Origin of the sequence: Streptomyces sp. CB01580 (genome assembly GCF_001905795.1) — a bacterium.
In the GTDB taxonomy this organism is placed as follows: domain Bacteria; phylum Actinomycetota; class Actinomycetes; order Streptomycetales; family Streptomycetaceae; genus Streptomyces.
On sequence record NZ_LIXJ01000018.1, the window covers coordinates 21,439 to 33,655 of the forward strand.

The window sequence follows — 12,217 nt, forward strand, 5'->3', positions numbered from 1 at the left end:
GGAAGCAGCGCGGACGTACGGACGACAGGCGCGCCGCGCGAGGCGGCACGTGACGTGGCTGTGGGCCCGGCACCCCCTGGAAAGCACTCGGGGTGCCGGGCCCACGGCGTGACAGGCAAGGGGAGAATCGTGGTGAGTGCCGACGCGCGCTATGACTTCGACACCGTCGTCGACCGTCGTGGCACCTGGTCCGTGCAGTGGGACGGGGTCGCGGACCGGTTCGGGGTGGACGGGCTGCTGCCGTTCACGATCTCCGACATGGATTTCGAGACCGCCCCCCAGGTGCTGAGCGCGCTGCGGACCCGGATCGACCACGGCGTCTTCGGCTACACGACCTGGCAGCAGGACGATTTCCGTTCGGCGATAGCGCACTGGTACGCGACCCGGCACGGGGTCCGGATCGACACCGGGCAGCTGGTGTACGGGCCGTCCGTGCTCAGCCAGCTCTCGCAGCTGCTCCAGATGTGGACGGCCGAGGGCGAGGGCGTCGTCGTCCACACCCCGGTGTACGACGGCTTCCGCAAGGCGATCAACGGGCTCGGGCGCGAGCTGCGGGGCGTTCCGGTGGGGGACACCGCCGCGCTGGAACGCGAGCTCGCCCGCGCCGACAGCAAGGTCCTGGTCGTGTGCTCGCCGCACAACCCGACCGGACGGGTGTGGACGCGCGACGAACTCGGCGCCATGGCGTCGCTCGCCGCGCGCCACGGCGTCGCGGTGATCAGCGACGAGATACACGCCGATCTCGTGCACCCGGGGCATGCGCATGTGCCGTGGACGTGCGTCGCCGACGAGAGGGAGGGGGAGGGGAAGAGGCGCTGGGCGTTGCTCTCGTCCGCGTCGAAGGCGTTCAACTTCCCCGCGCTGACCGGTTCGTACGGCCTGATCGGCGATCCGGCCGACCGGGCGGAATTCCTGCGCCGGATGGAGACGGCGGAGGGGCTCGCCTCCCCGGCGGTGCTGTCGCTCACCGCGCACATCGCCGCGTACCGGGAGGCCGGGGACTGGCTGGAGCAGGTCCGCGCCTATGTCGGCGGCAACCTGGAGCTGGTGGCGGAGCGGCTGAACGAGGCGTTCCCGGGCCTGGGATGGGAGCCGCCGCAGGCCGGCTACCTGGCGTGGATCGACCTGCGGCCGGTGGGCATCGAGGGCGCCGACGGCGACGAGGCGCTGCAGCGGGTGCTGGTCGAGCGCGAGAAGGTCGCGGTGATGCCGGGGGCGGTGTACGGGGCGGAAGGCTTCGTACGGCTGAACGTCGGGTGCCCGAGGTCCAAGGCGGAGGCGGGCGTCCAGGCGCTGATCCGGGGTGTGAGGGCCGTGGCTGGAGGCGTGTCGTAGCTCGGGTCCTGTCGTAGCGCGGGGGTCCGGAGGTACGGCGGGGTGCCGGGGTTCCGGGGGCTCCTCGGGATACCAGGGTCCCGGAGGCTCCGGGCCGGAGGTTCCGTGGGGTTCCTGGGGCCCTGGGTTCCGGGGCCATGGGCCCGGGACCTCGTGGCTTCTGGAGTTCTCCGGGGTGGTTCCGTCCGTCCGTGTGAATGGGCACGGGCGGACTCGCTTGAATGCGTACAGGTGCTGAATACGTACAGGTGCGTTCGCTCCGATGGCTGCTGCGGCCCCGAGCGGGGATGCTGCTCATATGCCTGACGCAGAGACGGGAGCCATCCGCGTCGCCTCCCCTGCGGGGCGGTGGGTCGTCCTCACCACCGTGCTCGGCTCCAGCATGGCCCTGCTGGACTCCACCGTCATCAACGTCGCCCTGCCCCGCATCGGCAAGGACCTCGGCACCGACCTGGCCGCCCTGCAATGGACCGTCAACGCCTACATGCTGACCCTCGCCGGGCTGATCCTCCTCGGCGGTGCACTCGGCGACCGGTTCGGGCGGCGGAGGGTCTTCGTCGTCGGAATCGTCTGGTTCGCCGCCGCCTCCGTGATGTGCGGGGTCGCGCCGAACGCCGTCGTCCTGATCAGCGCCCGCGCGCTCCAGGGCATCGGCGGGGCACTCCTCACCCCCGGTTCGCTGGCACTGATCCAGGCGAGCTTCCACCCCGACGACCGGGCCCGTGCGGTCGGGCTGTGGTCGGGGTTCGGCGGGATCGGGGCCGCCGTCGGGCCGTTCGTCGGCGGCTGGCTCGTCGACGGGCCGGGATGGCGATGGGTGTTCCTCCTCAACGTGCCGCTCGCCGCGATCTGCGTTCCGGTGGCGTTGCGCCACGTACCGGAATCGCGCGACCCGCACGCCCACGGGCGCTTCGACGTCCTGGGCGCCGTGCTCGCCGCGCTGGCCCTGGCCCTGGTGACCTACGCGCTGATCGAGGCCCCCGGCCGGGGCGTGTCCGGCGTGGTGATCGGGACGGCCGTCGCCGGGGTCGCCCTCGGCGCCGTGTTCGTACGCGTGGAACGCCGACGGCAGAACCCGATGCTGCCGCCCTCCGTGTTCGCTTCCCGGCAGTTCACCGTCGTCAACGTCATCACCCTCTGCGTGTACGCGGCGCTGGGCGGTTTCTTCTTCCTCTCCGCGATCCAGCTCCAGGTCGTGGCCGGGTACTCGGCCCTCGGCGCGGGCACGGCCCTGCTGCCCATGACTCTGCTGATGCTGATCTTCTCCGCCTCCTCGGGCGAGCTGGGACAGCGCATCGGCCCCCGTATCCCGCTGGGCGTGGGCCCCCTGGTCGCCGCCACCGGGATGCTGCTGATGCTGCGGGTCCGGCCCGGAGCGCACTCCGCCTCCGCCTACCTCACAGACGTTCTCCCGGCCGTCGCTGTGCTCGGCGCCGGAATGGTCACCCTCGTGGCACCGCTCACCGCGACCGTCCTGGCCTCCGTGGACACCGCACGGGCCGGTCTCGCCAGCGGGATCAACAACGCTGCCGCCCGCGCCGCCGGGCTGATCGCGGTGGCCGCGCTGCCGCTGCTCGCCGGGATGGGGCCGGAGGCGTACCGGAACGCCGAGGAGTTCGCGGTGACGTTCCGGCGGGCCATGCCGATGTGCGCCGGGCTGCTCGTGCTGGGCTCGCTGATCGCCTGGGCGGCCGTGCGGAACCCGCCGGTGCCGGCAGCGGAGAGGGAGGCGGAGGGGAAAGGCGAACCGGGGGGCCGGAGGGCGGGTCGGTGGAAGGACTGGACGGGGTGGCGGAAGGGCCGGGGAAGGGTGCGGCCGGAGGGGCGGGTGCGGCCCGAGTGCGCGGTGCACTGCGGCGTCGTCGCCCCGCCCCTGGAACCCGCGCGCGAGGAGTCCGCGCGCGAGGAGTCAGCACATGACGAGTCCGCGCACGAGGAGCCTGTGCAACCTGTGCACGGGGAACCCACCCGTGACGAGTCCGTGCGTGAGCAGCCGGCGCGTGACGAGTCCGCTCATGGCAAAGGAGCGGGAGGGCCTGGGGACGCGGGAGGCGCGGGAGGCGCCGGACGACACCCGACGTGAACCCCCGCAACGGGGAGTGCCCGCAGGCACCGGCGTGAACCGCTTCATCGCCGTGCGCCCGGGTACCCCCGGCGCGCATGTGCCAGGCACACTTGAACGCATGTCGATCCATGAGAACCTGCTCGGGGGACCGCCCCCGACCCATCTGCCGGACGACCCCGAGCCGCGCGAACTGCTCGCGAGCGGCGCGGCCCCCGCAGATGTCGCCGCGAAGTACCCGACCTCCTCCCTGGCCTGGGCGCAGCTCGCCGACGAGGCGTTCGAGGGCGGTCGCGTCGTCGAGTCGTACGCCTACGCCCGCACCGGCTACCACCGCGGCCTCGACGCACTGCGCCGGGCCGGATGGAAGGGCCACGGCCCGGTGCCGTTCGAGCACGAGCCGAACCGCGGCTTCCTGCGCGCCCTGCACGCGCTGGCACGCGCCGCCGGGGCGATCGGTGAGCAGGAGGAGTACGAGCGCTGCACGACGTTCCTTCGGGACTCCTCGCCGACCGCCGCCGAGACCCTCGGCTGAGGCACCCGAGCCCCTCGGCCGGGGCGCCCGAGACCGCCCGGCCGAGGGCACCCGCGCGGCGCACCCGAGCGGCGTACCCGAGCGGCGTACCCGCACGCGCTCACGCGCGTACCCTCAGGCACTCGCCATTCCGGGCCCCGCGGACGGTGGCACCCACGTCCGCGGGGCCTGCGTGCTCTCCCGGCCTCCGTTTAGGATGCCGACAGGGGACCGGAGCTCCACCACCTCACGGAAGGGGCGGACCGCTACCCGGAAGCTTGTGTCGAGGAGACAGCAATGTCGACGATTCACCCCGACCCCGAAGCCACCGGTGCGGAGACCCCGCATCTCGACTTCGCGGGAACGACTCCGTACGAGGACTACGTCCAGGCGGATGTCCTGACCCACCTCCAGCACCCTCTCTCAGACGACCCGGGCGAGATGGTCTTCCTGGTCACCACCCAGGTCATGGAGTTGTGGTTCACCGTCATCGTGCACGAGTGGGAAACCGCCGCGCACGCCCTGCGCGAGGACCGGCTGACCGTCGCGCGCGATGCGCTGAAGCGGTCCGTGCGCGAACTGGAGGCGCTCAACGCCTCCTGGACGCCGCTCGCCCAGCTCACCCCCGCCCAGTTCAACTCCTACCGGGGAGCCCTCGGCGAGGGTTCCGGTTTCCAGTCGGCGATGTACCGGCGGATGGAGTTCCTGCTCGGCGACAAGTCCGCGTCCATGCTGGTGCCGCACCGGGGCGCGCCCCGCGTCCACGCCGAGCTGGAGAAGGCGCTGGCCGAACCGAGTCTGTACGACGAGACGCTCGCCCTGCTCGCCCGGCGCGGCCACGCCGTACCGCAGTCCGTGCTCGGACGTGACCTGACGCAGAAGTACGAGCCGTCGCCCGAGGTCGAGGCCGTCTGGGCGGAGATCTACGCCGATCCCGACCAGAACGACGAACTGGTCCGGCTCGGTGAGGCGCTCACCGACGTCGGCGAACTGGTGTGGCGCTGGCGCAACGACCACCTCGTCGCCACCCGGCGCGCGATGGGCTCGAAGACCGGTACCGGTGGCTCCGCCGGGGTCGCCTGGCTGGAGAAGCGGGCCACGAAGAACGTCTTCCCCGAGTTGTGGAGTGCGCGCAGCCATGTCTGAGACCTTCACCGGGCACGCCCCGGAATCCGGCGTCCGTGCCGGGCACGCCCCCGCGGCCGACGCCCGCGCCTCGGCGTCCGAGGAGCTCGGCGCGCGGGCGGCCGGGCTCGACGCCGCGGACCGGCTGGCCGGCCGACGCGAACTGTTCGCGCTCGACGCCACCGTCTACCTGGACGGCAACTCGCTCGGTGCGCTGCCCGCCCATGTGCCCGGCCGGCTCCAGGAGGTGCTCACTCGTGAGTGGGGGGAGCTGCGCATCCGGTCCTGGGACGAGAGCGGCTGGTGGGCCGCGCCCGAGCGGATCGGCGACCGCATCGCCCCGCTCGTCGGCGCCGCCGCCGGACAGATCGTGGTCGGCGACTCGACCAGCGTGAACGTCTTCAAGGCCGTCGTCGCCGCGACCCGGCTGGCGCCCGAGGGGCGTGACGAGATCCTCGTCGACGCGACGACGTTCCCCACGGACGGGTACATCGCGGCGTCCGCGGCCCGGATGACCGGCCACCGGCTCGTCCCGACCGCCCCCGCCGAGGTGCCGGACGCCCTCGGTCCCCGTACCGCGGCCGTCCTGCTCAACCACGTCGACTACCGCACCGGCAGGCTCCACGACCTGGCCGGGCTCACCGACGCCGTGCACGCCGCGGGCGCCGTCGCCGTCTGGGACCTGTGCCACAGCGCGGGCGCCCTGCCGGTGGGGCTCGACGCGCACGGCGTGGACCTGGCGGTCGGCTGCACGTACAAGTACCTGAACGGCGGGCCCGGTTCGCCCGCCTATCTGTACGTCGCCGAGCGCCATCAGGCGGACTTCGACTCGCCCCTGCCCGGGTGGACGTCGCACGCCGACCCGTTCGGGATGACGCCCGGGTACGTTCCGGCGGACGGCGCCGTACGGGGTCGGGTCGGCACCCCCGACATCCTCTCCATGCTCGCGCTGGAGGCGTCGCTGGACGTGTGGGACGGGGTGTCGATCGAGGCGGTACGGGCCAAGTCCCTGGCGCTGACGGACTTCTTCCTGGAGTGCGTCGCCGCGTACGTTCCCGAGGGCCGGGTCACCTCCCTCACCCCGGTCGCGCACGCGGAGCGCGGCAGCCAGGTCGCGCTGCGGTGCGAGGGCGCGGAGGCGGTCATGGGCGCCCTCATCGAGCGGGGCGTCGTCGGTGACCTGCGGCGTCCCGACGTGCTGCGGTTCGGATTCACCCCGCTGTACGTGGGGTTCGCGGACGTCGAGCGGGCGGCGCGGGTGCTGGGCGAAGTACTCGACGGGCGGCAGCCCGACGACAGGGCCTAGTGCCGGGAGGGGCACTGGGCATCGAGTGCCCGGACCGGCCGGGCGTTGTCCTGATCCGTCGGCGGGGACGGGAACCATCGGTACTGGTACCGTCCCCGCAGGTCAGGCCAGTTGGACTGGCGGACCGTCGAGTACACGCCATCGACTCCCGGGCAGTCGGGCCCAACGGACGAGACGGACAGGACGGGTTGGAGCAGCATGTCGGATTCTGCCGCGCGTGATCGGGACGCAGCCGAGACCGAATCGGCCTTCTCTCATCCACCGGTCGCCCCCGACGCGTCCGCCGCCTACGGGAACCACCCCGACCAGGTGATCGACTTCTATGCCCCGCGGGACGGCCGGACCGGGGCGCCGGTGGTGGTCGTCCTGCACGGTGGCGCCTGGCGGGCGCCGTACGACCGCCGGCACATGTCGCCGTTCGCGGACTTCCTCGCGCGGCGCGGGTTCGCCGTGGCCAGTGTCGAGTACCGGCGCGGTGGCGAGATCCCGCAGCAGCGGGGGGACGGGCCGGTCGCGGGCCGCTGGCCCGAGACGTTCGACGACGTCGCCGCGGCGATGGACGCGCTGCCGGCCCTGCTGGCCCGGGAGCTCCCGGAGGCCGACGTACGGCGGATCGTCCTCACCGGGCATTCGGCGGGCGGGCACCTCGCCCTGTGGGCCGCCGCCCGGCACGTGCTGCCCGTGGGGTCGCCGTGGCGGCTGCCCGCGCCGCCCCCGTTGCGGGGTGTCGTGGCCCTCGCGCCGATCGCGGACTTCACCAGGGCCGTCGAGCTCGACGTGTGCTCGGGGGCGGTCGGTCAGTTCCTCGGCCGCGAGGAGGAGTTCGAGGAACGGTCCCGTCACGCCGACCCGGCCGTGCTGCTGCCCACCGGCATCGCGACGGTCGTGGTGCAGGGCACCACCGATCGCGATGTGCCGCAACCCGTCGCGGAGGCGTTCGTCGACGCGGCGGCGCGGGCCGGGGAGACGGTGGGGCTGACTCTGCTGCCCGAGGTCGGCCACTTCCCGCTGATCGACCCGGCGAGCGACGCGTGTGCGGTGGTGGCGGAGGAACTCGCGCAACTGGCCTGGTGATCCGGGACGGAGACGTTTCCGCGGTGGAAACGTTCCTGCGACGGAGACGTCCGCGACGGAGAAGTTCCCGCCAGGCACCGCGTTCCGCCACGCGCCACCGGCCGGTCCCGGACGACCAAGACGGCTCCGTACGGCTGGCCGGTCTCGTACCACCGGCCGGTGCAGTGCTGTCGGCCGGTCCCGCACTCGTTCGCGCGCATCGCCCGGGAGCGGGTTCCGTAGTCGATTCTCTCGGCGATGAACGGGCTCCGAGGCACCGCTCCGTAGTACTTGCGATGGACGGCGCAGGATCCGCATCACTGCTGACGTCCCGGGCCGTACCGGCGCCTACCGTGGAAACGTGACCGAGACCAAAACCAGAAGCCCCGAGTTCAGGCTGGCCGCTAGGGTGTTGGGCGGACTGCGACAGGATCTCTTCAAAGACGCCTTCGCCTACCGTCCGCTGGAACGGATGCGGACGGACGGGCCGCTGACCGGCAGGCTCCCGGGCCGGATGCGTGCGCGGGCCGCCTGGACGCCTCACGCCCTGGTCGGCGTGGCCGCGTTCTTCGTGGCAGTCATGGGCCTGGCCTCGGGGGATTCCTCGGGGCTGCGTTTCATGGTCGGAGGCGTCGCGACCGTGCTGCTTCCCGTGGTCACGGTGCTGATGACGCTGGTCCGGCCGGTCGGCGCGTTCTGGGCGTCGCTGGCAATCGCCCCGTTCGCGGCGATCTTCGGCAGTGACGGCTGGCCGTGGACGCCGAGCATGTTCCTCTCGCAACTGGTGGTGCTGGTGGTGGTCGCGGCCCGGACCCGGCCCCGTACCGCCGCCTGGATGTGGGGGATCACCGGGTTGTACGGTGCCCTGCTGGAAGGCCTCGGAGGCCGGTATTCCGGGGGGACCAACGGCCCCCTCGCCTTCGCCTCCGCGCTCGCACTGCTGCTGGTCGCCGTGGTGCAGATCCGTCGCGACGCGGAGCGCGAGGTCACGGTGCAGCGCACGGTGACCGCCGTCGAACGCGACCGGCGCACCCTGCTGGAAGAACGCACCACCATCGCCCGGGAACTGCACGACGTGGTCGCCCACCACATGTCGGTCGTCGCTATCCAGGCCGAGGCGGCCCCGTACCGGGTGGAGAACCCGCCGCCCGAGCTGGAGCAGGCATTTGCCACGATCCGCGAGAACGCGGTCTCCGCCCTCACCGAACTGCGCCGGGTCCTCGGCGTCGTACGGGCCGACGACCAGCAGGTGCCGGACGCTCCCCAGCCCACCCTCGCCCAGCTCGACGGGCTCCTCGCCAATGTGCGCGAGGCGGGGCTGGAGACCGAGAAGACGGTCACCGGCGCGATACGTGAACTGCCGCAGGGCGTCGAGCTCTCGGCGTACCGGATCATTCAGGAGGCACTCAGCAACACGCTGCGGCACGCACCGGGCGCGACCGCCAAGGTGGAGATCGGTTACGTGCTCGGCGGGCTGGGGCTGCGTGTCGTGAATGGGCCGCCGACCGCCCCGGTGAAGCCCTCGCCGGGCGCCGGCCACGGGATCACGGGGATGCGGGAGCGGGTCACGATGCTGAATGGCACGATGACGGCCGGGGAATCCGAGGAGGGCGGCTACGAAATCGCCGCGTTCATCCCCGTGGCACTTGACTTCGAAGCGAGCACGGCGCGCGACATGAACGAGACGACCCTGGTGATGCCGGCGACGCAGGGGACGGCGGGGACGGCGGGGACGGCGGCTACCGGGGCGACCGAGGCGACCCTGGCGACCGAGGCGACCCTGGTGACGCGGGCGAAGCGAACGACGGAGGGGAACGAGGTGGACCTGGTGAAAGCTGTGAGCACCGTGGACACGGCATACCTGGATGAACAGGATGAACAGGGCAAGCAGGGTGAGCCGGCGGGACGGGCGGGTCGGGTGGGACAGGCATGACCTCGGCCTTCGCTTCCGCGTCTGCTTCCGGCTCCGGCTCCGGCTCTGGCTCGCTCCCCGGTGACCCGCCCATCAGGGTGCTGATCGTGGACGACCAGATGATGGTCCGCGAGGGATTCTCGGTCCTGCTCAACGCCATGCCGGGAATCGAGGTCGTCGGCGAGGCCGTCGACGGTCGGCAGGCCATCGCGAAGGTCGCGGCGCTGCGCCCCGACGTGGTGCTGATGGACATCCGGATGCCGGAACTCAACGGCATCGAGGCCACCCGCGAGATCGTCGCCGCCGACGCGGACGCCAAGGTGTTGGTGCTGACCACGTTCGACCTGGACGAGTACGTCTACCAGGCACTGCGCGCCGGTGCGTCCGGCTTCCTCCTCAAGGACGCCTCCGCCCGACAACTGGCCGATGGCGTACGGGTGGTGGCCGCCGGTGAGGCCCTGCTCGCCCCGACCGTCACCAAGCGGCTGATCAACGAGTTCGCCAAGCTCGCCGAGGCCCCGCGTCCGCCCGCGCTCGCCCGGGTCGGGGACCTCACGGAACGCGAGACGGAGGTGCTCGTCCTCATTGCCCAGGGCCGGTCGAACGCAGAGATCGCCTCGCACCTGGTCGTCGCCGAGTCCACCATCAAGACCCATGTCAGCCGCATCCTGGTGAAACTGGGGCTGCGTGACCGCACGCAGGCCGCAGTCTTCGCGTACGAGGCCAGGCTGGTCACCCCGTCCTGAGCCGGCACCCGGCCACGGCCGAGGGCGGAGAGGCCCGGCCGGGCACGGGGCTGGTCGGCGGCGACCTGGCCGGATAGCGTCCCTGTATGAGCCCGTCTTCCCGTTCCGCGGCCGATGTTCCCTTCCGGTCGTCCGAGTCCTCCGGCTCCCACGCGTCCTTCGACCCGTGGTCACCGGCGTTCGTCGCCGATCCGTACCCGGCCTATACCGCGCTGCGGGCGGCCGGACGGGTGCACTACTTCGAGCCAAGTGACCAGTGGCTCGTCCCGCACCACGCCGATGTGTCCGCGCTGCTGCGCGATCGCCGCCTGGGCCGTACGTACCTGCACCGCTTCACCCACGAGGAGTTCGGCCGGACCCCGCCGCCCGCCGAACACGAGCCCTTCCACATCCTCAACGGGCAGGGCCTCCTCGACCTGGAGGCGCCCGACCACACCCGGATCCGGCGCCTGGTCTCCAAGGCGTTCACCCCGCGCACGGTCGAGCGGCTCGTCCCGACGGTACGGCGGCTCGCCGCCGAGCTGGTCGACTCGTTCGTCGAGGCGGGTGGCGGCGATCTGCTCACGGCGGTCGCCGAACCGCTGCCCGTGGCGGTCATAGCCGAGATGCTCGGCATCCCGGAGTCCGACCGCGGCCCGTTGCGCCCCTGGTCGGCGGCGATCTGCGGAATGTTCGAGCTGAACCCGTCCGAGGAGACCGCCCGTGCCGCCGTGCGCGCCTCGCTCGACTTCTCCGCGTACCTGCGCGAGCTGATCGCGGAGCGGCGCAAGAATCCGGGTACGGATCTGATCTCCGCGCTCATCGCCGCCCACGACGAGGGGGAGCGGCTGAGCGAACAGGAGATGATCTCCACCTGCGTACTGCTCCTCAACGCCGGACACGAGGCGACCGTCAACACCACGGTGAACGGCTGGTGGACGCTGCTGCGCCACCCCGAACAGCTCGCGGCCCTGCGTGCCGACCACGGACTGCTGCCGACGGCGATCGAGGAGCTGATGCGGTACGACACTCCGCTCCAGATGTTCGAGCGCTGGGTCCTCGACGACATCGAGATCGACGGCACGGTCATCCCGCGCGGCTCCGAGGTGGCCCTGCTCTTCGGCTCCGCCAACCGTGATCCCGCCCGCTTCGAGGCCCCGGACGCCCTGGACCTGAGCCGCCGCGAGAATCCGCACATCACCTTCGGCGCGGGCATCCACTTCTGTCTGGGCGCCCCGCTCGCCCGGGTCGAACTCGCCGCCTCCTTCGGTGAGTTGCTGCGTCGCGCCCCGGGCCTCCGGCTGGTGGCCGAGCCGGAATGGAACCCGGGCTACGTGATCAGGGGACTGAAGGAACTCCGCGTCGAGCTGTGACCCGAGCGAAGGGTGACAGGGCACACGCGCCGGTCCTGGGAACCCGGTCCCGGCTCCCCGGCGCCTGTGCCCGGCCCGGTTTCCCGGATCCTGTGCCCGACCCGGATACGCGGGTCCGGATTCCTCGGTCCGGATTCGCCGGTCCGGATTCGCCGGTCCGGATTCGCCGGTCCGGACTCAGTGGCCCCGTTTCCCGGCCTCGGCAGTCGGCTCGACACCCGGGTTCGGTCCCTGGGACCGGCAGCCGGGCTCCGTGCCCCGGCTCGGACGGTCCCCGGCTCAGCACGGCTCAGCTCGGTGGCCCGGGGCTCGGTGGCCCGGGGCTCGGCGGTTTGGGCCGGCGGCCCTGAGACCAACGGCCCTGAGGTCGGCGGTCCTGAGGTCGGCGGTCCTGGGGCCGGCGGTCCGGGTTGGTGGAGATCGGACACGGCGGCTCCGGCTCTGTCAGCTCCTGCTCAGCATCCGGGACCGCAGAGCGGTGGCCCGGCCAGCACGTCGAAGGCCAGCCCGAAGGCCGCGAGTCCCGCGAGGAGCGCCGCCGCCCCGAGGGCCGACCGCCACTTTCCCCGTAGGAGGGCGAATAGGGCGATCCCGGTCGTGATGCCGCCGAGCACCATGACGGGGAGCCCCAGCCGGAGCACGTTCCACTCCGACTCCCCTTCGAAGCCGCCGAAGATGCCGTGTCGGCCGTACGGGGCCCAGGCGAGCAGGCCGACCACTCCGCCGACGGCGGCGGCGAGGCAACCGACGATTCCGCGAACGGCTTCGCCCCGGTTCTCCATTTCGCCCCGGTTCTCCATGACCGGAGTGAC

10 protein-coding genes are annotated in these 12,217 nt (G+C 72.2%); 9 read left to right on the plus strand and 1 reads right to left on the minus strand.

Going from position 1 to position 12,217, the window contains the following annotated elements; all coding sequences use genetic code 11:
- The first annotated feature begins 132 nt into the window (after nt 1-132).
- From AMK22_RS23975 to AMK22_RS24020, 9 genes are all read left to right on the plus strand, one after another.
- Nucleotides 133-1,335: a MalY/PatB family protein gene (locus AMK22_RS23975; protein ID WP_073788200.1), complete on the plus strand. Its 1,203-nt coding sequence runs from the start codon at nt 133-135 to the stop codon at nt 1,333-1,335.
- 298 nt (nt 1,336-1,633) lie between these two features.
- Entirely contained in the window at nt 1,634-3,418 is a 1,785-nt protein-coding gene (locus AMK22_RS23980) for an MFS transporter (protein ID WP_079186357.1), read from the plus strand.
- 100 nt (nt 3,419-3,518) lie between these two features.
- Entirely contained in the window at nt 3,519-3,932 is a 414-nt protein-coding gene (locus AMK22_RS23985) for a DUF3151 domain-containing protein (protein WP_073788317.1), read from the plus strand.
- A gap of 276 nt (nt 3,933-4,208) precedes the next feature.
- Nucleotides 4,209-5,057 (plus strand): tryptophan 2,3-dioxygenase family protein, encoded by an 849-nt coding sequence (locus AMK22_RS23990; RefSeq protein ID WP_073788202.1) that lies wholly within the window; start codon nt 4,209-4,211, stop codon nt 5,055-5,057.
- A complete protein-coding gene (gene kynU / locus AMK22_RS23995) occupies nt 5,050-6,342 on the plus strand; it encodes a kynureninase (RefSeq protein WP_079186358.1) in 1,293 nt (430 codons plus the stop codon). The genes AMK22_RS23990 and kynU overlap by 8 nt, the downstream gene beginning before the upstream one ends.
- A gap of 198 nt (nt 6,343-6,540) precedes the next feature.
- The gene (locus tag AMK22_RS24000) at nt 6,541-7,416 is read left to right on the plus strand and encodes an alpha/beta hydrolase (RefSeq protein ID WP_073788203.1); all 876 of its coding nucleotides are present in this window, start codon (nt 6,541-6,543) and stop codon (nt 7,414-7,416) included.
- 340 nt (nt 7,417-7,756) lie between these two features.
- Complete coding sequence (locus AMK22_RS24005) at nt 7,757-9,328, plus strand: sensor histidine kinase (protein ID WP_079186359.1); 1,572 nt, start codon at nt 7,757-7,759, stop codon at nt 9,326-9,328.
- Nucleotides 9,325-10,053, plus strand: coding sequence for a response regulator (locus AMK22_RS24015; RefSeq protein WP_073788205.1), 729 nt, complete (start codon nt 9,325-9,327; stop codon nt 10,051-10,053). Before AMK22_RS24005 ends, AMK22_RS24015 begins: the two co-directional genes overlap by 4 nt.
- 86 nt (nt 10,054-10,139) lie before the next feature.
- The gene (locus AMK22_RS24020) at nt 10,140-11,405 is read left to right on the plus strand and encodes a cytochrome P450 (RefSeq protein ID WP_079186360.1); all 1,266 of its coding nucleotides are present in this window, start codon (nt 10,140-10,142) and stop codon (nt 11,403-11,405) included.
- Between the two features lie 455 nt (nt 11,406-11,860).
- Here the strand turns inward: AMK22_RS24020 and AMK22_RS24025 are convergent, their stop codons facing one another.
- Nucleotides 11,861-12,205, minus strand: a complete 345-nt coding sequence (locus tag AMK22_RS24025) for a hypothetical protein (RefSeq protein ID WP_073788207.1) — start codon at nt 12,203-12,205, stop codon at nt 11,861-11,863.
- Nucleotides 12,206-12,217: the final 12 nt, after the last annotated feature.

Excerpts from the sequence above, each read along its gene's own strand:
- AMK22_RS23980 (WP_079186357.1), top strand. The coding sequence starts at position 1,634 with ATGCCTGACGCAGAGACGGGAGCCATCCGCGTCGCCTCCCCTGCGGGG.
- AMK22_RS23985 (WP_073788317.1), top strand. The coding sequence starts at position 3,519 with ATGTCGATCCATGAGAACCTGCTCGGGGGACCGCCCCCGACCCATCTG.
- AMK22_RS23990 (WP_073788202.1), top strand. The coding sequence starts at position 4,209 with ATGTCGACGATTCACCCCGACCCCGAAGCCACCGGTGCGGAGACCCCG.
- kynU (WP_079186358.1), top strand. The coding sequence starts at position 5,050 with ATGTCTGAGACCTTCACCGGGCACGCCCCGGAATCCGGCGTCCGTGCC.
- AMK22_RS24000 (WP_073788203.1), top strand. The coding sequence starts at position 6,541 with ATGTCGGATTCTGCCGCGCGTGATCGGGACGCAGCCGAGACCGAATCG.
- AMK22_RS24015 (WP_073788205.1), top strand. The coding sequence starts at position 9,325 with ATGACCTCGGCCTTCGCTTCCGCGTCTGCTTCCGGCTCCGGCTCCGGC.
- AMK22_RS24020 (WP_079186360.1), top strand. The coding sequence starts at position 10,140 with ATGAGCCCGTCTTCCCGTTCCGCGGCCGATGTTCCCTTCCGGTCGTCC.
- AMK22_RS24025 (WP_073788207.1), bottom strand. The coding sequence starts at position 12,205 with ATGGAGAACCGGGGCGAAATGGAGAACCGGGGCGAAGCCGTTCGCGGA.